The sequence below is a fragment of the Fusibacter fontis genome, from assembly GCF_055378735.1.
Genome location: NZ_AP042445.1, coordinates 1,236,695 through 1,258,351, shown reverse-complemented (window position 1 = coordinate 1,258,351; position 21,657 = coordinate 1,236,695). Strand labels below are relative to the sequence as shown.

Genomic DNA, 21,657 nt, shown 5'->3' with positions numbered 1-21,657 from the left:
TCTATCACATCTTTCTTTTATACTAAAAATGTAAACAGTCATTGACGATTTGAAATCAGAGATGAAACACATGAACCATATAAAAAAAGGAGTGTACAATTATGAAAAAAACAATGAAAAAATTAATGGGAAGTTTTTTAGCAGTCGGGTTAGTCGTATTAAGTCTTTCAGGCGTTGCCTCTTATGCATCCACTGATGTAGGTTCTGCTGCAGCATTAACAGATAAGGAATATACCTTAGAGGAAATGCTCACTTATGCGATCCAAGATGAACACATGGCACTTGCAGAATATGAAGCCATCATTGCAGCATTTGATGTAACACGACCATTTACGAACATCATTAAGTCCGAAAATACACATATTGATTTATTAACACCGCTCTTTACAACGTATAAAGTTGCTCTTCCAACAGAAAACTGGAGCCAACTTGTAACTGTACCCGCATCACTTGAAGAAGCTTATAAAATTGGCGTTGAAGCTGAAATTAAAAACATCGATATGTACAAAAGTTTCTTAAAACAAGAATTGCCTGCAGATGTAAAAGCTGTATTTGAAAAATTGATGAATGCATCTGAAAACCACTTAAAAGCTTTTGAAAGACAAGTTGATGGCACTTGTACAGGATTAGGGTTAGGACAAGAGAATGGAAATTTAGGTAAAGGTCAAAGATCTGAAAATCGTGGTAATGGTCAAGGTGTTGGTCAAAGAGGTAATGGCGGATCAAATGGACAAGGTACAAGAGGAAATTCTCAATTAGGAGAATGTTTACTTCCATAAAATTGAGTTAAAATAATGTGAAATAATATAAAAGTATAAGATCAAAGGTGGTACTGCTATCTAATTATTTAGATTTGCAATACCACCTTTTTTAGTCTTTGAGATTGTATACCGTATACATGTTACAAAAATTTCGATTGTGTCATGATAAAGGGCTATGCTAAAATAAACAATGTATTAGATGCAATTTAATTGCGCTTAACGAAAATTAGGATTTAGCACATGAAAATTTAATGCAAATGAACATTAAGTACAAATGAGCATTTAGTTCAAATGAGCATTTAGTGCAAATGTGCATTTAACGGAGGTAGGATTTGAAATATTCAGCACTCGATTATTATATTGGAAAAGATGGGTTACGTAGACGTAACTGTGCACAAGCCATTCTGAGTGCGCATCAGGAAGCTCTTAAACTTTCAGATGAGACAATCAATGAATTTAGACAATATGGCAGTGGCCAAGCGCCAGAGAATACATGCGGTGCAATTTATGCTGCTGAGTATTTACTAAAACTTACGGATCATGAGGATAGAACAGAGGATTTGCAAGTGCTCTTTTTCACTGAAGCAGGTTCTACGAAATGTCAAACGATCAGACAAAATAAGCAATTATCTTGTCTCGGATGTGTTCAAAATGCCGATTGTTTTGTAAGTGAAGTGATCTTTGGTGAAAGTGATTTATCTGAAAGCGAGAAAGTCATCTAAAATTTTTGACAGCATCAATTGAATCGTTTATATATGAGGCTGGATAATTGTCTTTAGTAGCAATATACGACTAAATACGAGCAAATACAAGTAAAATACAAGTAAAATGCTTGTGGAACAGAAAATCCTAACCACTCAACAATATGTTTGAGTGGTTAGGATTTTTTTTATTATTGACATATGTTCTATACGGCGTATAATAAAATTGTTAATGACATATGTTCAAAATGTATGTTCATAATCGAGTCAGATCATAACATACAGATTATTATTAAGAAAGTGGGTAATATCATGAAAATAGCAATTCCAGTAGACGAGGCGTCAATGGATTCGAGTGTGTGTGTATCTTTTGGAAGGGCACCGTATTTTTTAATTTATGATACAGAAACTGAAACATCTAACTTTGTTGACAATCAAGTTGCTGCGTCAAGTTCAGGTGGTGCTGGGATAAAAGCGGCTCAATTAGTTGTTGATCAAGGTGTCGAAGTGTTATTAACTCCAAGATGTGGTGAAAATGCAACTGATGTATTTGATATTGCAAAAATAAAAAGATTCAAAACGATAAATCATTCTATTCAAGATAACTTGAATGCTTTTAAACAAGGTCAACTTCAAGAACTTGTGGAAACTCACAAAGGGCATCATCACGGAGGAAATTGATGATGAAAATAGCTGTGCTGAGTGGTAAAGGAGGCACTGGAAAGACTTTTGTATCGGTAAATCTCGCATCAATTCAAGATCGTGCGACGTATATAGATTGTGATGTTGAAGAACCGAATGGACATTTGTTCTTTAAACCTCAACAGATAAAACAAGAGTCTGTGACCGTTCAAATTCCAGTGGTTGATTCTAGTAAATGTACGGGATGTAGAGCATGTGTGGATTTTTGTGAGTATCATGCTTTGACGTATCTACTAGGACAGATTAAACTGTTTCCCGATATCTGTCATTCATGTGGAGGTTGTAAACTGATATGTCCAACTCAAGCAATCACTGAAATACCTAGAGCGATCGGACGTGTGGAAACTGGAATATCGGAAGGTATTGAGGTGATGACCGGTATATTGAATACTGGTGAAGCATCTGGGATCCCCATTATCAAAAAAATGTTAAGTCAAGTAGATGATCAAAAGCCTTATATGAAATCAAAGACGGAGCGTGTTACAGTGATAGACTGCCCTCCTGGAAGTGCATGTATTGTCATGGAAAGCATTAAAGAAGCAGATTATTGTGTCCTTGTGGCTGAACCGACAATTTTTGGTCGTCATAACTTAGAGATGGTCCACCAATTGGTAACATTATTTAATAAACCGTATGGTGCAGTATTAAATAAATGTACCGATGATGAAAATCCTTCAGAAGTATATTGTATAGAACATTCGATTCCTTTACTTGGTAGAATTCCTTTTGATGAGTTGATCGGAACTCAGAATTCAAATGGAGAGATACTTGTTCGTACAAATGCGTTCTACGCTAAGGAGTTTGAGCAGATATTGCATAAAATTGAGCTGAGTGCATCGATGGCTCAAAGAACAAAGGGGGTTGAATGATGAAACAACTTCTCATACTGAGTGGTAAAGGTGGAACGGGTAAAACAACTGTAGCTTCTGCGTTTATTCAACTTTCAAATGCTGTGGGTTACGCCGATTGTGATGTAGATGCCCCTAATTTACATTTACTTGTTAAACCAGAAGTTGAAGCGTTACATTCTGACTTTTTTGGGATGAAGGTAGCTGCAATCGATTCTGAAAAATGTATTGGCTGTGGCATATGTCAAGAGACTTGTCGTTTTGATGCTATATCACAGATTCATTCAACATATGAAGTGAATTCATTTGCCTGCGAAGGATGTGGGGTATGTGCGTATATTTGTCCTGAAAAAACCATTACAATGACGCCTTCAAAAGCAGGCGACTTGATGCTCTATCAAGGAGAAGCTATATTTTCAACGGCTAAACTACAAATGGGACGGGGCACATCTGGCATGTTGGTGACTCAAGTTAAAAAGAATTTACAAATTCACTTAGTGGATCAAAGTGAACTTGTCATCATTGATGGATCACCTGGAATTGGATGCCCAGTGATTGCATCACTAAGTGGTGTGAATCATGTGTTAATTGTAACAGAACCTTCTTTATCTGGTATGAGTGACATGATTCGAATCATTGAAACTGCAAGAAAATTTCAAACACCGATTTCCGTTTGCGTCAATAAATATGACACAAACAAAGCGTTAACAGAAAAGATTAGAACGTATTGTATCGAAAATGATATTGAATATGTAGGAAATATTCCATACGATTCGATGGCAGTTCAAGCAATCAACCATAATAAAAGTATTGTTGAATTCGACTGTGAATCGGGGAAAGCCGTTCGTGAGATTTATCAAGTGATCCTTAGGAGGCTTCAATGATTGTAACGTGTTTGGTGGAGAATCATAACGAATTGGACGAAACCCAAATGAGTCACTCACTAAAAGCGGAACATGGATTAAGCCTATTCATTCAGACGAAACAATCGACTATTCTATTTGATTTTGGTGCTTCAGATGCGTTTGTTGAAAATGCTCAAGCACTGAATGTCGATTTGAAAATGATTGATTTTGGCGTTTTATCGCATGGTCATTATGATCATGGTGGCGGGATCTCTTCATTTTTAAAAGAGAACGATTGCGCGAGAATTTTTATTAAATCAGGCGCATTTGATTGTCATATTTCTGAACGCGCTGAAAAAGTACTTGTTGAAATTGGACTCGATCAAGCGCTTTTGGAACATTCTTGTTTAAGCGCATCTTCACCGGAGACGTCACAGTTGGTTATTCTAGATGAGTCGTTTTATCAACTGGAAAATGCAATGATTTTTTCCGATGTCAGTGAAAAGGCGTTTTATCCAAATGCAAATGCATCCATGTTTACACGGCGCGATGGGCAATTAGAACAAGATAATTTTAGTCACGAACAACATCTGATTGTGAGTGAAAATGGCTTTAATGTACTGTTTGCAGGGTGTGCACATCAAGGAATTCTAAATATTGTTCATAGAGCAAGTGAGCATATAGGAAAAATGCCGGATGTCGTATTTGCAGGATTTCATCTCACAAGTAAACGCCAAGACTTAAATACGCGTGATGAAGACCTTTTGAAACTTGGGCAAGCTTTAAAAGATACAGGCGCTACTTATTATACGGGGCATTGTACTGGTGAGCATGCTTTTGAGATATTGAAAACAGTCATGGGTGAACAAATTAAGCGAATATTCACAGGTTTTACTTGGTCAGATCATTAAAAAAAAAATAAAAAATAAAAAATAAAAAAGATAACCTGAGGAGGTCAATATGAAAATAGCAGTAGCAAGTGATAAGAATTTGGTAACTGGGCACTTTGGACATTGTGAACATTTCCACATCTTCAACGAGGAAAATGGCGTGATTCAATCGATGGAAACAGTTGCAAATCCGGGACATAAACCAGGATTCTTACCAAATTATTTACATGATTTAGGCATTCATGTCATTATTTCTGGTGGTATGGGTGGCGGAGCTGTGGACATCTTCAATGAAAAAGGGATTGAAGTTGTCGTGGGCGCAACTGGCGAATCTGAATTGGCAGTTAAAGCGTATTTAAGTGGCAATTTAAAGTCAACAGGTTCTGTTTGTCATGAGCATCATCATGCAGATGAATGTGGTAACCATTAAAACTGAATCTTGGTTACGAAAAGAGCATATAGGTTGATTATGCTCTTTTTTATTGGCGGTGTAAGGCTTTTTTACAGTCTGATTACAAAATAGCGTATTGTTTTATATCTAAGATTTACATATGTTATAATAAAAATATCAGTAATTTTAGGTAGCAAATTAAGAAAATTAAACGGTGAGGCACAATATGTACTTGAATACATTTATTTTTCCCGATGAAAATGATGAATTTGCATTTTTTATGAGCATAAAGAGAACGTGTTATGATTCGTATTATCCTTTCCAAATTCTCACGAAGCATCAGCTGAGAAGACTTGATTTTGAACCGGTCACAATCCTATATGGCGGCAATGGTTCTGGAAAATCAACTGCGCTGAATGTCATCGCTGAAAAAATCAAATTAAGCCGCGTTTCAAAGTTTAATAGGTCAAACTTCTATCAAGATTACCTAAATTGCTGCGAGGCAGAGAATGAGGAAGAAATTCCACCTGCGAGCCAAATTATTACGAGTGATGATGTATTTGATTTTATGCTCAATATCCGTCATCTCAATGAAGGCATCGATTTAAAAAGAGATCAGCTATTTGAGGAATATTTGGAGGTCAAACATTCTGAGTTCAAGTTTCGCTCAATGGAAGATTATGAAACCCTTAGACGCGTCAATAAATCCAGAAGTAAGACGCAATCCAAGTTTGTCAGAAGTGAACTGATGGATAATATCAGGACGTATTCCAATGGAGAAAGTGCATTTCGATATTTTGTCGAGAATATGAAAACTCAAGGTCTCTATATCTTAGACGAACCTGAAAACAGTCTATCTCCGCAAAAACAGCTTGAACTTGTGGCGTTTATTGAAGAAGCAGTACGCTACCAGAATTGTCAAGTGATTCTATCCACACATTCGCCGTTTATGCTTGCCCTTAAAGGCGCTAAAATCTACGATTTAGATGAAAATCCAGTGGATGTGAAGAGATGGACCGAACTAGACAGTGTTAAACTTTATTTTAACTTTTTTAAAAAACATCAAGATGAATTTTACTAATGAGACCAAAGGAGACGCAGCAGTGATTGATCAACGCAATAGACTAGAAGAAGAGCCGTTTACATATCGTATTTTAAAAGATGACAAGTTACAGATTTATTTTGAGAACAAGCCGATTATGCTATTAAAAGGAAGTTCTTCCAAAGAGATTATCGAAAAGCTCAACCGAGCAGAGACGATTTTAGAGGAACAATTGGTGTTGGCAAAAATTACTGGACAATTTAAGCACGGAAATGAAAAGACGAGTAAACATTCAAATAAGTACAAGTAAGCATTCAAATAAGTACCAAAATTTCTCTAAAGGACATCCTATTTCAGTTTGACCATCAGGTGGGATATTTAAAGCTTTTATGAAATCAATTTGCAAAAAAAAGCGTTCTGTGTTAAGTTGTAATGGAAAAAGGTCGGATGAATTGAGGAATATTTAATGAGCAAGTGGGATCAGAATAAAGAGCAAAAAGAAGAGAATTTATTTGATACTGCGTATCGGTTGTTTGTGGATAAGGGATTTCAGCAAACCACCATCAACGATATCGTCCAAATGGCAGGTGTCGCTAAAGGTACGTTTTACCTTTACTTCAAAGATAAATACGACATTCGAGATCGCATCATCATTAAAAAGACTTATACATTAATCTCAGAAGCGCTTGAACATCTTGCAAAGATGCAAATTTTCGGCTTTGAAGATCAACTGATTTTCATCATTGACTATATTGTCGATTATCTTGATAAAAATCGCGCACTTCTTAACTTCATGCATCGAGATCTCATCCTTGGAATTTATAAAACCGCCTTTTCAAAAACCGTACATGACGATAGTGAAAAAACACTTATTGAACTTTTCGTTGAAGGGGCAGAGAAAAATCATTATAAAATGGAAAAACCTGAGTATGTTTTCTGTATGATTCTGGAACTCATCAGCACAGTGACATTCAGTTCCATTGTACTAGAAGAACCAGATACGATTGACGTCGTAAAACCCTATCTTCAAAAGAGTATTTTGGGAATACTCAATAGTTATAAAGACCCCGAAATTCATTAATAATTTGTCTTATTTTGCAAATACAAAGAGATATTTATCACTGTAATAGAGAGATTGCAATGGCTAAAAGTCCATTCAAACTCTCTTTTTATTTTGTTCAAAATTCCTTTACAAATTAATTATTGACCAACGGTCATAAAAGGACTATAATCCTAAAAGTGACCAGTGGTCAAAAATATTTTTAGGAGTGATAACGTGGATAAATTTGGCGTTTGGATTGGGAAAAATAGGAAGCTAATCATTTTGCTATCAATCATCTTAATGATTCCTTCCGTAATTAGCATGCTAAGTATGCCTGTAAATTATGATATCTTGTCTTACTTACCGCAGGATGTGGATTCAGTAAAAGGACAGCATGTATTGTCAGATACATTTGAATCGTCCAATATAGGATTTTTAGTATTTGAAAATACACCAGATTACATCATTGATGATAAAATCGAACAGATTAAAAATGTAAAAGGTGTACACAAAACACTTTGGGTAAGAGATGGACTCGATATGGGCATTCCAGTAGAGATCCTCCCTGAAGAAGTTTCAAGTATGCTTTACAAAGATGGTTGTGCGCTTACAGCAATTATATTTGAAGGTGCAGCGACAGATGAGTCCACTCAAAATGCCATTGCAGAAATCAGAGAAATTTGTGGTGACAATAGTTATTTAAGCGGTATGGGCGCACTTATCAAAGATACCATAGATATTTCAAATTCTGAAAAAGTGATTTATCTAGGCATGGCAGTATTACTTACAATCGCCGTACTTGCACTTACATTAAAATCGACGATTATTCCAATTATATTCTTAGTAAGTATTGGATTTGCCATCGCGGTCAATTTAGGAACGAACTTCATTTTGAAAGATGTTTCATATGTAACGGAAGCAATTGCAGCTGTTTTACAGCTCGGTGTGACTATGGACTTCTGTATCTTCCTTTATCACCGATTTGAAGAAGAAAGAGAAAGAAGTGATGACCATTTACATGCCATGGCAATCGCGATTCATAAAACAGCGGTTTCTATTTCAGGCGCAGCACTTACAACAATCGCGGGTTTCTTAGCACTATGTGCAATGAAATTAACCATCGGCAGCAACATCGGTCTTGTTATGGCAAAAGGCGTATTTATCGGCGTTATCGTAACATTGACATTAACACCTGCACTTATTTTAACTTTTGATCGAGCAATTCATAGATTCCAACATAAAACATTGATGCCAAGTTTTGATAAATTATCGAGATTTGTCGTAAAAAGACATGTGATTGTGTTATTGATCGGTTGTATCTTGCTTGTTCCAGCGGTATACGGAACATCAAATACAAAAGTATATTATAAATTAGATGAATCTTTACCGAAAGATTTGGATTCAATAGTATCACTTAATAAAATGAAATCAACTTTTGATATGGCAACAACGCATATGATTTTGTTAAGAGATGATCTTGCATCTTATCAAGTAAACGAAATTATATCAGAGCTTGAAAATTTAGATGGCGTTTCAAAAGTCATTGCTTACGATAAAATTATTGGACCAACGATTCCAGATGAAATCCTACCAAGTGAAGTAGGCGATATCTTTAGAAAAGGTGGATATGAGCAAATTATTGTCAATTCATCTATGGCAGTTGCAAGTGAAGACACGACAAAACAGCTTGAACAAATTCGCAAAATCGTTAAAAAATACGATGAAACCGCATTAATCGCTGGAGAAGGCGCTTTAACTCAAGATTTGATCGATATTTCAGATATTGACTTTAAAAATGTGAACATCTTATCGATTATCGCAGTATTTGCAATCATCTTAATTTCTTTTAAATCCATCAGTATTCCAGTAATCTTGATTGCGACGATTGAACTTGCAGTTTGCATCAATATGGGGATTCCATTCTATACAGGAACGACGATACCGTTTATTTCTTCTATTGTAATCGGAACCATTCAGTTAGGTGCAACAGTAGACTACGCAATTTTATTGACGACGCGATTTAAAGAAGAACTTTCAGTTCAATCGAATAAATTTGAAGCGATGGAAGTTGCCCTTAAAAGTTCGTCTAAGTCAATCTTAACCAGTGCACTGACATTCTTTGTCACCACAGTTTCGGTTGCAGCTGTTTCAAAAATCGACTTAATTTCATCTCTTTCAGGTATGATTGGTCGAGGTGCACTTATCAGTATGATTACAATTATGTTGATTTTACCATCAGTCTTATTAATCTTTGAAGGTTTGATTAAAAGAACTACTTATAAATGGAGGTAATTATGAAAAGAAATCATAAAGCAATTAGAAAACAATTAACGGCACTTGGAATTAGTGCAGTATTAGTGGGAACTGTTCCAGTTTTCGCCCTTGAAAATTATCATTCTCCAGAAACATATAAAACAGTGAGTGCTTACACAGCACTCAAAACACTTGCAACTTCATATGAAGGCATCGAAAAAGAAGAGACTGTTTATGGGATTTTAAATGCAAATGGTTCTCCCTCAAAAGTGATTGTAAGTGACTTTATTCATTCAGATAAAAAAATTGACACGTTGACTTTAAATTCTAATTTAGAAGGATTAGCAGACCTTCAAAAATCAGATGCGCCTGTGATCAATGGTGAAGAAGTGACTTGGAATGTTAACGGTTATGAACTCAACTACCAAGGTGAAAGCAAACAAAGTTTACCAGTAGAGACTAAAATCACATATTTCTTAGATGGAACAGAAGTTGAAGCAAATGACCTTACAGGTAAAAGTGGTCAACTCAAAATGGTGATTGAGCAAACAAATAATCAATTTGAAGAGATGACCATTGGTGGAAAAACTCAGAAATTGTACGTACCTTATTATTCATTAGCGACTATGAGACTTTCATCTGATGTCTTTTCTAATGTCCAAATCAATCAAGGAAAAGTCATTTCAGATGGCAAAAATTTACTTGTAACAGGTTTATTAGCTCCAGGTATGAAAGAAAACTTTGAAGGTATTGTAGAGTTAAAATTAGAAAATGCTCTTGAAATCACAGCGGAGATTCAAAATTTTGAATTTAGCCCAATCTACATGGCAATGTCAAATCAATTGCCACAAGTGGATTCAATTGATGCACTTGATGAACTTGAAAATTTAAGTGCTTCATTGGCAAAATTTAAAGAAGCTGGTGAGAGTTTAGTATCAGGTGCGACAGAGTTTGAAGCTGGACAAGCAAAATTCTTTGAAAGCTTTGGTGGAGCAGTTGATGGATTACAAGATTATTTAGCTTCAATTGGTGAATTATCAAGCAAACTAAAAGGCATGGTAACGCCAGTAGATCAACTCACAAAAGGAGCTGTATCTTTACACGAAGGTCTGCTCAAATGGCAAACAAGTGCAAAACCTTTAGTTGCAGGATACGCACAATTTAGTGAAGGCACAAAAGCATTTGCTGAAGGCGCTAAAACACTTGGTGAAAAAGTCAGCGTATTAACGGATTCTCTTACGAAAGTAAGTGCAAATGCGACATTACTAAGCGGTTCAAGCGCACAACTTACAAAAGGTATTTCTGATTTAAATGCAAATGTTGCAAAGTTATCAGGTGGCAGCGATCAACTGTATGCGGCGATGAAACAATTCCAAAAATCGCTTGATCCAAATAGTGCAAACTATGCAGCATATGATGCCATCTTAAAACAAATGGAAACGATGAATACATCGACGAAAGCGGTATCTCAAGGACTTGGGACATTAACTGAAAAATCCACTCAGTTCAATGCAGGATTAGGCGAATTTGCTCAAAAAACTTCAGCACTTGGTGAAGCACCTAAATTAATCGCTGATGGCGCAACAAAATTAACAGCAGCATCATCCAGTTTAGTGGAAAATGCCGCTAAATTACAAGCAGGTACAGATCAATTAGTTGGTGGAATGGGTGCTCTTGTTTCTGGTAGCGAAACATTAGCTGGTGGCATGACTCAGCTCAATGACGGTATCTTAAAACTCAACACAAACATCCCTGTTCTTGAAGGCGCAACTGCTAAGTTAAGTGCTGGTTTTAAAGCATTGGATGAGAATTCAGTGAAATTAACTGATGGCGCGACGAAACTTAAAGACGGTATTGTAAAGTTCAATGAAGAAGGCATTAAAGCAATCGTTGAAAAAGTATCCGTAAAAGGCGATAAAATTGATGAAGCAGTTGAAATCAAAGATGCGCTTTTGTCATTATCTTCTAAATACAATAGCTTTAGTGGTGTCAATGAAAGTTTAACTTCAAAAGTTAACTATGTATTTAAAATTACCAATCAAGCATCAGAAGAAAAATAGAGCTTACTGATCAACAAATAAAAAAGGATGTTTTCACTTAAGATTGTTCGAAAATCTTGTGAAAACATCCTTATTTTGTTTTATTATAAAGTGAAATAACTATAAATAATATTGAGTTGATACACGTATCTAATAAAAAGTAGAGATACAGTATCAAGAACTCTTATAACTTGTTAATCATGCGAACAAAGATTTTTACAAGTTCTGGATCATAGAGGATTCCAGAGAGTGATTCAATTTCCTCAAGTGCTTTATAAACCATTTTCGCATTGCTATACACTCGGTTGCTGGTCATGGCGTCAAAACTATCGCAGATGGCTAAAATCCGTGCACCAATTGATATCTCTTCGCCTTTCAGTCCTAGCGGATATCCAGAACCATCCCAACGTTCATGATGTTGAGCAACGATATCGTAGATATCTTGATTATAAACTTCTAAAATGAGGTCTTTTCCTAAAACCGTATGCTGCTGAATCCGCTTATACTCTTCTTCATCGAGCTTTCCAGGTTTATTTAAGATGGCATCATCGATAAAAACTTTTCCAATATCGTGAAAACGCGCTGCTTTATTGAGATTGTAGAGTGCTTTAGAATGATAACCAAGTTCAAGTCCCATATATTTCACGAGACCAAAAACACGATCAGAATGTTCTTTTGTATAGTGGTCTTTTAACTGAAGGTTGGCCAGAAGTCGAATCATCTTCTCAGAACTTTCTTCATAATGCGTGATAGAAGTAGATTGTTCAACATGGACAAGCAAAACAGCAGGTTCTGTCGCCATAATACTCAAATAATCATCAAAATGATCGATGAGGATAAAATCACCTACGTGCCACTCTTCTTTTGATTCTAAATCAACGACGCATCCTTCAATAACTGTGTAAGTTTTAATACAGCCAACACAATCAATAGGCTCGATATATAAGATCGAATCTTTTGTCAGGTGATACTTAGCGATATCGATCTTATCATTTGAAAAAATGCGCTCCACTTTACTATTAATGTACTCATGCATCGCATCTGGGTGGATGAGTTCTTTTTTAAATAGCTCATATTTATTCATAGTGACCTCTAATGGTAGGATATTCATAAGTATATCCTAAAAAATAGGGATTTGACAAGAGCTTGATTTGGAATTTGAACAAGTTAGATAGATTAATTGTTTATAATTATGCACGATTGTTGTATATCATTCAATAATCAAATGACTAAAGATTGCTAAAGTTAAGTGGAATTTAGGAAAATACAAAATGCATTTCATTCGTTTATCAGTTCTCCAAATTTCGACTTGATTTCAGAAAAAGATAGATTGTTTTCCTGACAAAAATCCCGAACTTTTACATTTTCAGCGGGCATACTCATTCCGAGCACGCTCTCAATGTCAGCTTTTGTTAAACCGAATTCAAGTAGAGTAAAGAAAGTTGTATTACCATTAATTTCAGAAGCTTCTTCATCGGAATTTTCGCCACTGTTTTTTTCTGTTGTTATAGCGACTGAAGGATCTTCAGCTTTAGTCTGTACACGATTGATTTTATCTAATATATCAACATCTAAATTATTGGATTCATAGTATTCATATAGTGCATTGAGTGCACTTTCAGGCAAAATGATTTGATTGAATTGCGTTTCTTCAATTGGAAATTGAATGTACAATGCAACGAAATATTGCAAACTTTCATTGCCAATTTCAACATTAGAATTTTCAAATAGTGATTCAATATCTTTTGATTTAAACGTACTAAAATCAACATCTAAAGGCAAATTAAAAGCTTCTATCAGTACAGAATCAGGAATTTCAAAGTTCACAACCACATCTTCCATGGTGTAAGAGCCTCTAATTTCGAATGGGTCCGATATAAGGGTATCTTTAGTCTGATTTTGTTCATTTTCTGTGTTCCAATATCCAATTGAGGATGTGATTGCAATTCCACCAAAAATAACCAAAAACGAAATAATGGCAATCCACAGACTTTTCACATGTTTCAGTGACTTCTTTGACAGGGACAATGCAACTGTTTCATTAACAGGACAAGCAATTTCAGATGTACATCTTAAACAACTGATACACTGATGATTGAGTACTGTCTCACTTTGTGAAACTGTTATATTCATAGGACACTGATTGGTACAAGCTTCACAGTGGATGCAAGTATTTTTATTTCTTCTAATTTTAAAAACTCTAAATAAATTTGTGATACCGAGTAAAGCACCATAAGGACAAATATATTTACACCATGGTCTTTCAATCAAAAGTGACAGAGCAAGTACAATTAAAAGCACAATTATGGATAAAATAGTAGCTTCACCAGTCCAAAAATGAAACAGAGCATAGTAGGGATCTAAATTAGAAAATAGTAATTGACCAGAACGATATGTCATGTATAAAATCCATACTAAAAATCCATAACGAGCATATCGTAGATAATGATCGATCTTAGTCGGAATCATTTGATTATAATTTTTTTTGAACAATTTTTTCCCGATTTTACCAATCCATTCTTGTACAGAACCTAAAGGACAAATCCAACCACAAAGTATTGGTCCGAATAAAACTGCAAGTATAAAAATCAAAATAAAAATAACAACAGATGATTCATGAATTTTTTGGATATAATCTCCTGTTGTCATGAGTTGATAAGCAGTTTCTATTCCTCCAAATGGACAAATTGCATGCACTGAAGCAGTGGAAACAAATGGAATTTTTATATCATATTCTACTAATGTGTGCGCTATTGTGATCACTGCAATTAGCGATAAGAAAAAAATTTGTACGATGAGTCGAATTTGTTTCGATTGTGTACCTTTTGCAGATGTTGAGGTTTTACTCATGCCTACCTCCAGTTATTATTTATTCAGCATCACTCGATGTACCATTTTTGACACTGTAGTGAGATTTTACCCTATTTGCTTCTATTAAATCAAATGCCAATCATTGAAACGTCAATATAAAAAACTCATAGCAATTATTGATATCAATAAATACTATGAGTTCTAGAATGCTGATTTATGTTTGAATGTGTTTTCCTTATTTAAGTGTGTTTGACTATTTGAGTTTCAAGATTACTGTATATTCGCCTTTTGCTTCTGTTGAGATTGCTTGATAATGACAAAGATTTGCAAATCTCATCACTTCTTCTAATGCAGCTTTAGAATCAACCACAATTTTTATGGGATTTTCTTTTTCATCCATTGCCTTTTTAACCAGTATTACAGGTTCTGGGCTGGACAATCCTCTACCATCTATCATATAGAGCCTCCTATGATTTGGATTTTGGGTTCATTTTAGCCGTGTTGACAAATGCTAAAATCAGTACGACGAGCAGACCGATCACAACGGCAATTTTACCATTCATCGTCGGACCGCCTTTTAATGAAACCATATTCATATTTTGTGCGAATGCCACACCAACAAACATGCCCAATAAGGTGATGGCTGAGTCCGTATTTCCTTCAGTTGCCATGACGGTTTGTCGGACTGGACATCCACCTAAAAGAGTCGAACCAAATCCAACCAATAACATACTTAATAAGTTCCAAAGTCCATCTTTATGTGCCACTGGTTGGTGTGACAATCCAATCATAAATTGATCGGTGACGATATTAAAAATAAAAGCAGAAATCAGTAAGGCTAAAAATCCCAAAAGTAAACGCCATTCATTAAAAAGAAAATAATCTCTAAATCCACCGATCATGCAAAATCGCGTTCTTTGAGCCAAAGCTCCAATGGCGATTCCAACTGCTAATGAAATATATACAAACGCGTGTTCAGCGCCAATTCCCATGCCGTGTTCAGTGAAGTTTAAAAAGGAAGGTGCAAATAAAAGAACGACTAAGAGAATGATCGCTGCGGTACTAAAAACAGATCCTTCTGCGATTGATACTTTGTTTGCACGTCTGAGTGAAAAACCATTGCTTAAAAATAAAACGCCTGCAAAAATACCACAGATAAGACCGATGAGTCCTGTTAAGGCATTTAAATCGCCACCTGCAATTCTGAGTAACATTCGGATAGGTGAGCCTAAAAACACTAAAGCACCAACCATGATAAAAAATCCAACGACAAAGCGCGATATCGGTGAAGAACCGCCTTTTGGGCGAAACTCTTTTCTGGCAAGTGCCATGATTAAAGCACCGACAATTAAACCGAGTATTTCTGGTCTGACATATTGGAACTCAACTGCATGATGAAAACCCAATCCACCTGCAATATCCCTTAAAAAACTCGCTGTATCAAAGCCCATGTTACCTGGATTTCCCCAAATAACAAGTAAAACAGAGATAATGCCAATGAAAGCGCCAGTGACAATTATTCCGATTTTTTCAATTAAGTTATTCATTTTTTCCTCCAATTGTGCATTTATAAAAATTTGAATGAACATTGCATATGGTATAGGTTATAGCACTATGTATACTCTATAAATAATGACATCAAAATACCATCCGTCTATAGAGTAATCTATAATTTCCGTGTATAATGAAAGTAGATATGTCAACGTACTTAGTTAGTTTACGACACAATAGTCTATCAGTCAATAAAAGTAACTAAATTTTAAGGAGTTAGTCATAGCAAGGAATCTCGAAATAAAGACATAAATTTAAGACTAAAGGAGTGTATTTATGAGCAAACGGATGATTGCAAATTTAGTACTATTATTAACAGCAGCGATATGGGGTTTTGGTTTTGTTGCGCAACGAGTGGGTGCACAGTACATCGGAACCTTTACATTCAACGGTATTCGATTTGGACTAGGGTCATTATCATTGTTACCACTGATCTATTATTTCAATCGTAAAAAAGAAACTGAAAATAAATCACAAAGTAAAAAAGAAAGCAAAAAACAAAGTAGATCACAAAGTAAGACTGAGCCACAAGTACAACGTGCAACTCTTAAAGAAACACTTCTAGCAGGTGTGGTTGTGGGCATTGTATTATTCATCGCAGCTTCACTTCAGCAATATGGGGTGGAGTCGGGAACATCTGCTGGAAAAGCGGGTTTTATAACAGGTCTGTATATGGTATTTGTTCCGTTGTTGGGAATTTTGCTAAAACATAAAGTGAATTTAAATTCTTGGATAGGCGTTATTATCGCTGTTGTGGGATTATATTTACTCAGCATAAAAGAGAATTTTACGATTGAGGAAGGAGATAAGTTGGTTCTCATCGCCGCGTTCTTTTGGGCAATTCACATCCTCGTCATCGACAGATTTTCGAAACGAGTAGATGCGCTCATTCTTTCAAGTCTGCAATTTGGAACATGTGCAGTAATCAGCTTGATTGCGGCGTTCTTTACAGAGGAAGTCACCATGGCTGCTCTTAAGGGAAGTTTAGCACCTATATTATACGGGGGCTTACTTTCAGTAGGCGTTGCATATACGCTTCAAGTTGTGGCGCAAAAGAATGCAAAGCCATCTCATGCAGCCATTATCTTGAGTACAGAATCGGTATTTGGAGCAATTGGTGGCGTTTGGCTTTTACACGAAGTTATGGGAATGAAAGAAATTATTGGCGCTGTTATGATTATGGCGGGGATTTTAATTTCACAGATGGAATTCAAATCACGTGTGCATAGATAGAGGATATCGGGGTATAGGTACATCAATACAACAATGATGATCAAGAGGATCATGATGATACGGTGAGGTGCCTTATGAAACTGTCAAAAGAATTATATGAAAATGAGCTTGCGAGATTGCAGACGGAACTGGTGAAGTTACAAGAATGGGTTGTTTACAAAAAGTTAAAAGTGGTGGTGATCTTTGAAGGGAGAGATGCTGCTGGAAAAGGCGGCGTCATTAAACGCATCACCGAAAGCCTTAATCCACGTTCTTGTCGAGTTGTTGCTTTACCAAAACCAACTGAAAAAGAAGCCACTCAATGGTATTTTCAAAGATATGTCGCGCATCTACCAAGTGCAGGCGAGATGGTTCTGTTTGATAGAAGTTGGTATAACCGCGCTGGTGTTGAACGCGTCATGGGATTTTGCTCGGATGAAGAATATTGGGAGTTCATCAAATCGGTTCCTGAGTTTGAAGATATGCTCATTCGATCCGGCATTATCCTGATAAAATATTGGTTTTCAGTCTCAGATGAAGAGCAGGAAAATAGATTCCAAGAACGTATTAACGATGAAACTAAACGTTGGAAATTAAGTGATATGGATTTAGAAGCCCGTTCAAAATGGGTGGAATATTCTAAGGCGAAAGACGTGATGTTCCAATATACAGATACAGAAACATCGCCATGGTATGTAATTGACTCTGATATCAAACGAAACGCGCGGATCAACTGCATGACGCATTTATTGTCTCAGATCCCATATGAAGGCATCGCGTACAAAAAACTCGTATTGCCAAAACGACAACAAAATTCAGGTTATGTGAGACCGCCAATGGATTCGATGAAATACGTTCCAGATGTGGCAAGTCAACTCGCACAGACCCAAAATCACGAAGATAAAAAATCAAAAAAAGAAAAAGAACCTAAAAAAGAAAAAGAGTCCAAAAAAGAAAAAGAACCCAAAAAAGAAAAAGAACCTAAAAAGTCGATTGACTTAAAAAATGTGAAAGACTCGAAAAGCGTCAATGACTCTAAACCAGTCAACAACTCTAAAGCGGCTAATAATGTCAAACCAGCTAAAAGTTCTAACGCACCTAAGGGTTCTAACGCACCTAAGGGTTCTAACGCACCTAAGGGTTCTAAAACGGCTCGATAATTTATGTAGTTATAAATATCAATTGTTTAAATGTAGCTCCTTTTATTCAGGGTGAACAAGTATGAGTAAAAGGAGTTTTTTATGTGTGAATTTAATCGATTTAAATTTTGGAGGGATTATGTCATTTTATAAATTAGGCGTGAAAGGAGATTTGGTTTATGTACTTGAACAGCACCAAATTACTTCACCTACACCGATACAAGCCATGAGTATTCCACTGGCACTCAAAGGAAATGATTTGCTCGCAGAAGCTCAAACCGGCACGGGAAAAACTTTGGCGTTTCTATTGCCGATGTTTCAGATGATGGATGAAACTCTAGATGTCGTTCAAGGGATGATCATCACGCCAACGCGTGAGCTCGCCATTCAGATCTCAAAAGTCGCAAAAATGCTACTAGAAGTAAGAGATATCAAGATTTTGACTGCTTATGGCGGTCAAGATGTCGTGGCGCAACTGCATAAGTATGGCGGTAAAGTGCATTTAGTCATTGGAACACCTGGACGTATATTGGATTATATGAGAAGAGGTTCGATTCAGTTAGCGGATTTAAAATATCTCGTTGTAGATGAAGCGGATCAGATGTTTCACATAGGATTTAAAGAAGAAGTGGATGCGATATTGAATCAAACGCCAATTGAGAAACAAATATGGTGCTATTCAGCAACGCTTAGCCATTCTGTAGACAGTTTTGCAGACCGCGTACTGAAGAATCCCAAAACCGTGAAAGCACCTCGAGAAAAAATTACGCTCGATTCCATCGATCAGTACGTAGTGCTAACATCCAATCGTCAAAAATTCAATGACTTTAATAAAATTATCAAGATGTGCTATCCGACTAAATCCATTGTTTTTTGTCGCTCTAGAATAGGTGCGTCCACGATGTATGAAGAGATGCTTGCCTTTGGTTATAAAGTTGAAGTGTTACATGGTGCGCTCACACAAGCAAAACGAGAAAGTGCTCTTCAAAGATTTAGAGAAGGCGAAGTGGATTACCTCGTGGCAACGGACGTCGCTGCCAGAGGTCTTGATATCGATGGGATTACACATGTCTTTAATTACAACTTGCCTGATGATCCAGAAAACTATGTACACCGCATCGGGCGTACTGGTCGAGCAGGAAATTACGGTGTTACCTATACGTTTTTAACTGGAAAAGACGAAAAACGTTTAGAGGCAATCGAATTGTTTATTGAAATGAAAATCAAGCAGATGAAGCTCTAGGCTTACAAGCTCTAGGCTGACAAGCTCTAGGCAAATCATGCGCTAAGTTGATAATCTCTATGCTGAGGATTGACTTGTTTATTTCAATCCTTTTTCTTGAGTCAGAAAATCGTATTGCTTGAGCATTTGGCTTACTGCATCGGCATCGGTCTTAATGTTCAATAGTGTTTCGTTGAAATAAGCAACGCTTAATTCCGCTTGAAGCATGGATAATTCATCACCATTTATTTCTCCAAGCATATGAAGTGCTTTGGTCAAAGGTGAAAAAAGGTACATCAAAGTGAAATCTGAATGATCCGAGCCTTTGACCTGTAACAAGGTACTTTCACTTGAGTGTGAAAGGACCTGATATAGATGTTGGTCATTGGTGCCTTCTTTCCATTCATCACTTCTCAAAAATAAGGTAGGAACCGTTAGGCCTGCTTGAAGCGTTTCAGAATCAATGGGTTCAACCCAAGGATCAAAAGCGAGGAGCGATTTGATACGCGAATCTTGAAGACTGGTTAGAACAGCGGCTCCACCTCCAGTTGAATGACCGATTATGCCGATTTTTTCAAGATCGAGATGTCCTGCTAGGATGTCTGGATCTTTTTTATGTTCTTGAATGGATTCAAGTGTCGTAAGCACGGTGAGGATATCGCCTGAAAAAGTTTGAATGAGGCGATTACCATTGGCTAAAAAACCTTCTGAATAATCCAGCGACGGTAATGTTTTTTGAGAAAAATACTGGGTACTACCATCTGCGAAATTCGTCACAACAGAGCCATAAGTATGTTCAATTCCTACGACAATATAACCGTTACTTGCAAGTGCTTCTGCCATATTGACATGCAAAAGCCTTGAACTCGACCATCCGTGAGAGAGTAAAATGACAGGGAACTCAGATTTTGATAATGAAATTGGGACATCTAAGTAAGCATTTGAATCCACAAAAGCGAGCTGATTAAAAACAAAACTTGGTAAATGCCCTAAAGTTGCGAGTCCTTTTGTCGTCGATTTTCCACCGGGTAGCCAAGGAGATTTTTGGATAGATTGTTTAGCAGTTTCAATTGAGTGTGGATCTACTGGATACCAGACTTGGAACATGATTTTTCTAGGGAGATTGTCTGTTTCGGCATATGGATCCATGCGTGTAGGATCGGTGACATCGACTAAAGTCGTCCCAACAGAAAAAGTTCCAGTAGGCTGTGACAATTTTGGAACGGGAAATGCATAGAGCAAAAGTGCAAATGCTCCCACCAGTAAGAGGCTCATCAATTTGAACCCAATGTGATTAAATGAAGGAACGACCAAACCACCTTTAGAAAGATACATAAGAACCATCATCGTGGTCAAAATTGCAGATACATAAAGAACCCCGTAATTCCACCTAAAACCCTGCATGAACCATTGAAGCAACAGCAAAATATCAAATAAAATGGCAATCACGACGATCCCTTTCATCGGAATGGTTCGCGTCCAAAATAATAGGCCGTATAAAACGGTTAATAAACTGAGATTCATCATATCAAATATAGACATTTTAGCCTCCTTATGTCGGTAAATACGCTTGAAAAAGTGTCGCGTAGATGGATTGAATTTGTTCTGTGGTAAATGGGGCGTTTGAGAGTGCCCATTTTTTAGAAAGCGACTCATAGAGCTCAATCATCAAAAACGCAATTAATGTCGTATCACATGGCAAAATGAGTCCTTTGACGACATAAGCGTCTAGTATATTTTTCAGACTGATCAGTGCGACATCGTCAATCTGTTTGAGTCCTTCTAGTACCACCTTCGTCCCAGAGATTTCCGCTTCCATGCGCAGTTGATCAAAGAGCTTTTGCTGGTTTTGGCATTTTAGTGCAGACTCTAAGTAGTGATTTAGAGCTTCGAAACCAGGTTTGTCGCTTGAAATTACAGCATTTGAATAGACGGTGATGAGATGAATTTGCTGCTGAATGATTGTCTGAAAGACTTCTTCTTTTGAACTGAAAAAATTATAGAAAGTGCCTTTTCCCATATTCGCAACCTTTGTGATTTGCTCGACGGTCGTGGACTTATATCCAAAATTCTCAAAGCACTTAAGTGCGGCGTCTAATATCAGAGTTGATTTATCTTGTTCTGGATTCATTGGGAATATCCTTTCAATAGTTGATTAAATGACTTGATAGGATCACAAGTCGTGTTAGAAGTTATGCTAAAAACATT

Annotated in this window: 21 protein-coding genes; 15 read left to right on the top strand and 6 right to left on the bottom strand. The window is 36.6% G+C overall.

Going from position 1 to position 21,657, the window contains the following annotated elements; translation table 11 throughout:
• Positions 1 to 101 precede the first annotated feature (101 nt).
• The 12 genes from ACZ41W_RS05665 to ACZ41W_RS05610 all read left to right on the top strand — a co-directional run bounded on the left by ACZ41W_RS05665 (position 102) and on the right by ACZ41W_RS05610 (position 11,535).
• Positions 102 to 779, top strand: a complete 678-nt coding sequence (locus tag ACZ41W_RS05665) for a DUF2202 domain-containing protein (protein ID WP_464313914.1) — start codon at positions 102 to 104, stop codon at positions 777 to 779.
• A gap of 314 nt (positions 780 to 1,093) precedes the next feature.
• The gene (locus ACZ41W_RS05660; protein ID WP_464313913.1) at positions 1,094 to 1,483 is read left to right on the top strand and encodes a C-GCAxxG-C-C family (seleno)protein; all 390 of its coding nucleotides are present in this window, start codon (positions 1,094 to 1,096) and stop codon (positions 1,481 to 1,483) included.
• A 291-nt stretch (positions 1,484 to 1,774) separates the two neighbouring features.
• A complete protein-coding gene (locus tag ACZ41W_RS05655) occupies positions 1,775 to 2,143 on the top strand; it encodes a NifB/NifX family molybdenum-iron cluster-binding protein (RefSeq protein WP_464313912.1) in 369 nt (122 codons plus the stop codon).
• 2 nt (positions 2,144 to 2,145) lie between these two features.
• Entirely contained in the window at positions 2,146 to 3,033 is an 888-nt protein-coding gene (locus ACZ41W_RS05650; protein WP_464314277.1) for a nucleotide-binding protein, read from the top strand.
• Positions 3,033 to 3,896: an ATP-binding protein gene (locus ACZ41W_RS05645; protein ID WP_464314276.1), complete on the top strand. Its 864-nt coding sequence runs from the start codon at positions 3,033 to 3,035 to the stop codon at positions 3,894 to 3,896. The genes ACZ41W_RS05650 and ACZ41W_RS05645 overlap by 1 nt, the downstream gene beginning before the upstream one ends.
• On the top strand, positions 3,893 to 4,768 hold the full coding sequence (locus ACZ41W_RS05640) for an MBL fold metallo-hydrolase (RefSeq protein WP_464313911.1): 876 nt from the start codon (positions 3,893 to 3,895) through the stop codon (positions 4,766 to 4,768). The genes ACZ41W_RS05645 and ACZ41W_RS05640 overlap by 4 nt, the downstream gene beginning before the upstream one ends.
• Positions 4,769 to 4,817: 49 nt before the next feature.
• A complete protein-coding gene (locus ACZ41W_RS05635) occupies positions 4,818 to 5,177 on the top strand; it encodes a NifB/NifX family molybdenum-iron cluster-binding protein (protein ID WP_464313910.1) in 360 nt (119 codons plus the stop codon).
• Positions 5,178 to 5,364: 187 nt separating this feature from the next.
• The gene (locus tag ACZ41W_RS05630) at positions 5,365 to 6,219 is read left to right on the top strand and encodes an AAA family ATPase (protein WP_464313909.1); all 855 of its coding nucleotides are present in this window, start codon (positions 5,365 to 5,367) and stop codon (positions 6,217 to 6,219) included.
• 22 nt (positions 6,220 to 6,241) lie between these two features.
• Positions 6,242 to 6,490 (top strand): hypothetical protein, encoded by a 249-nt coding sequence (locus tag ACZ41W_RS05625; protein WP_464313908.1) that lies wholly within the window; start codon positions 6,242 to 6,244, stop codon positions 6,488 to 6,490.
• A gap of 156 nt (positions 6,491 to 6,646) precedes the next feature.
• Positions 6,647 to 7,261: a TetR/AcrR family transcriptional regulator gene (locus tag ACZ41W_RS05620; protein ID WP_464313907.1), complete on the top strand. Its 615-nt coding sequence runs from the start codon at positions 6,647 to 6,649 to the stop codon at positions 7,259 to 7,261.
• 195 nt (positions 7,262 to 7,456) lie between these two features.
• Positions 7,457 to 9,514 (top strand): efflux RND transporter permease subunit, encoded by a 2,058-nt coding sequence (locus ACZ41W_RS05615; protein ID WP_464313906.1) that lies wholly within the window; start codon positions 7,457 to 7,459, stop codon positions 9,512 to 9,514.
• A gap of 2 nt (positions 9,515 to 9,516) precedes the next feature.
• Complete coding sequence (locus ACZ41W_RS05610) at positions 9,517 to 11,535, top strand: hypothetical protein (protein WP_464313905.1); 2,019 nt, start codon at positions 9,517 to 9,519, stop codon at positions 11,533 to 11,535.
• 163 nt (positions 11,536 to 11,698) lie between these two features.
• Here the strand turns inward: ACZ41W_RS05610 and ACZ41W_RS05605 are convergent, their stop codons facing one another.
• The 4 genes from ACZ41W_RS05605 to yedE form a co-directional block, all read right to left on the bottom strand.
• The gene (locus ACZ41W_RS05605; protein ID WP_464313904.1) at positions 11,699 to 12,598 is read right to left on the bottom strand and encodes an HD-GYP domain-containing protein; all 900 of its coding nucleotides are present in this window, start codon (positions 12,596 to 12,598) and stop codon (positions 11,699 to 11,701) included.
• A gap of 194 nt (positions 12,599 to 12,792) precedes the next feature.
• Complete coding sequence (locus ACZ41W_RS05600) at positions 12,793 to 14,364, bottom strand: 4Fe-4S binding protein (RefSeq protein ID WP_464313903.1); 1,572 nt, start codon at positions 14,362 to 14,364, stop codon at positions 12,793 to 12,795.
• A gap of 214 nt (positions 14,365 to 14,578) precedes the next feature.
• On the bottom strand, positions 14,579 to 14,782 hold the full coding sequence (locus tag ACZ41W_RS05595) for a sulfurtransferase TusA family protein (protein ID WP_464313902.1): 204 nt from the start codon (positions 14,780 to 14,782) through the stop codon (positions 14,579 to 14,581).
• 10 nt (positions 14,783 to 14,792) lie between these two features.
• The gene (gene yedE, locus ACZ41W_RS05590) at positions 14,793 to 15,872 is read right to left on the bottom strand and encodes a YedE family putative selenium transporter (protein ID WP_464313901.1); all 1,080 of its coding nucleotides are present in this window, start codon (positions 15,870 to 15,872) and stop codon (positions 14,793 to 14,795) included.
• Between the two features lie 280 nt (positions 15,873 to 16,152).
• Between yedE and ACZ41W_RS05585 the strand changes: the two genes are divergently transcribed.
• The 3 genes from ACZ41W_RS05585 (at position 16,153) to ACZ41W_RS05575 (ending at position 19,470) form a co-directional block, all read left to right on the top strand.
• Positions 16,153 to 17,109, top strand: coding sequence for a DMT family transporter (locus ACZ41W_RS05585; protein WP_464313900.1), 957 nt, complete (start codon positions 16,153 to 16,155; stop codon positions 17,107 to 17,109).
• A 74-nt stretch (positions 17,110 to 17,183) separates the two neighbouring features.
• Positions 17,184 to 18,248 carry a polyphosphate kinase 2 gene (ppk2, locus tag ACZ41W_RS05580; RefSeq protein WP_464313899.1) on the top strand — a complete coding sequence of 355 codons (1,065 nt, stop codon included), beginning with the start codon at positions 17,184 to 17,186 and terminating at the stop codon, positions 18,246 to 18,248.
• A 118-nt stretch (positions 18,249 to 18,366) separates the two neighbouring features.
• Complete coding sequence (locus ACZ41W_RS05575) at positions 18,367 to 19,470, top strand: DEAD/DEAH box helicase (protein WP_464313898.1); 1,104 nt, start codon at positions 18,367 to 18,369, stop codon at positions 19,468 to 19,470.
• A 78-nt stretch (positions 19,471 to 19,548) separates the two neighbouring features.
• Here the strand turns inward: ACZ41W_RS05575 and ACZ41W_RS05570 are convergent, their stop codons facing one another.
• Positions 19,549 to 20,991, bottom strand: a complete 1,443-nt coding sequence (locus ACZ41W_RS05570) for an alpha/beta hydrolase family protein (RefSeq protein WP_464313897.1) — start codon at positions 20,989 to 20,991, stop codon at positions 19,549 to 19,551.
• A gap of 10 nt (positions 20,992 to 21,001) precedes the next feature.
• Positions 21,002 to 21,580 (bottom strand): TetR/AcrR family transcriptional regulator, encoded by a 579-nt coding sequence (locus tag ACZ41W_RS05565; protein ID WP_464313896.1) that lies wholly within the window; start codon positions 21,578 to 21,580, stop codon positions 21,002 to 21,004.
• Positions 21,581 to 21,657: the final 77 nt, after the last annotated feature.

What these genes read in the sequence shown, in the direction of transcription:
- ACZ41W_RS05665 (WP_464313914.1), top strand. Translation starts at nt 102, where the DNA reads ATGAAAAAAACAATGAAAAAATTAATGGGAAGTTTTTTAGCAGTCGGG.
- ACZ41W_RS05655 (WP_464313912.1), top strand. Translation starts at nt 1,775, where the DNA reads ATGAAAATAGCAATTCCAGTAGACGAGGCGTCAATGGATTCGAGTGTG.
- ACZ41W_RS05650 (WP_464314277.1), top strand. Translation starts at nt 2,146, where the DNA reads ATGAAAATAGCTGTGCTGAGTGGTAAAGGAGGCACTGGAAAGACTTTT.
- ACZ41W_RS05645 (WP_464314276.1), top strand. Translation starts at nt 3,033, where the DNA reads ATGAAACAACTTCTCATACTGAGTGGTAAAGGTGGAACGGGTAAAACA.
- ACZ41W_RS05640 (WP_464313911.1), top strand. Translation starts at nt 3,893, where the DNA reads ATGATTGTAACGTGTTTGGTGGAGAATCATAACGAATTGGACGAAACC.
- ACZ41W_RS05635 (WP_464313910.1), top strand. Translation starts at nt 4,818, where the DNA reads ATGAAAATAGCAGTAGCAAGTGATAAGAATTTGGTAACTGGGCACTTT.
- ACZ41W_RS05630 (WP_464313909.1), top strand. Translation starts at nt 5,365, where the DNA reads ATGTACTTGAATACATTTATTTTTCCCGATGAAAATGATGAATTTGCA.
- ACZ41W_RS05620 (WP_464313907.1), top strand. Translation starts at nt 6,647, where the DNA reads ATGAGCAAGTGGGATCAGAATAAAGAGCAAAAAGAAGAGAATTTATTT.
- ACZ41W_RS05610 (WP_464313905.1), top strand. Translation starts at nt 9,517, where the DNA reads ATGAAAAGAAATCATAAAGCAATTAGAAAACAATTAACGGCACTTGGA.
- ACZ41W_RS05605 (WP_464313904.1), bottom strand. Translation starts at nt 12,598, where the DNA reads ATGAATAAATATGAGCTATTTAAAAAAGAACTCATCCACCCAGATGCG.
- ACZ41W_RS05600 (WP_464313903.1), bottom strand. Translation starts at nt 14,364, where the DNA reads ATGAGTAAAACCTCAACATCTGCAAAAGGTACACAATCGAAACAAATT.
- ACZ41W_RS05595 (WP_464313902.1), bottom strand. Translation starts at nt 14,782, where the DNA reads ATGATAGATGGTAGAGGATTGTCCAGCCCAGAACCTGTAATACTGGTT.
- yedE (WP_464313901.1), bottom strand. Translation starts at nt 15,872, where the DNA reads ATGAATAACTTAATTGAAAAAATCGGAATAATTGTCACTGGCGCTTTC.
- ACZ41W_RS05585 (WP_464313900.1), top strand. Translation starts at nt 16,153, where the DNA reads ATGAGCAAACGGATGATTGCAAATTTAGTACTATTATTAACAGCAGCG.
- ppk2 (WP_464313899.1), top strand. Translation starts at nt 17,184, where the DNA reads ATGAAACTGTCAAAAGAATTATATGAAAATGAGCTTGCGAGATTGCAG.
- ACZ41W_RS05575 (WP_464313898.1), top strand. Translation starts at nt 18,367, where the DNA reads ATGTCATTTTATAAATTAGGCGTGAAAGGAGATTTGGTTTATGTACTT.
- ACZ41W_RS05570 (WP_464313897.1), bottom strand. Translation starts at nt 20,991, where the DNA reads ATGTCTATATTTGATATGATGAATCTCAGTTTATTAACCGTTTTATAC.
- ACZ41W_RS05565 (WP_464313896.1), bottom strand. Translation starts at nt 21,580, where the DNA reads ATGAATCCAGAACAAGATAAATCAACTCTGATATTAGACGCCGCACTT.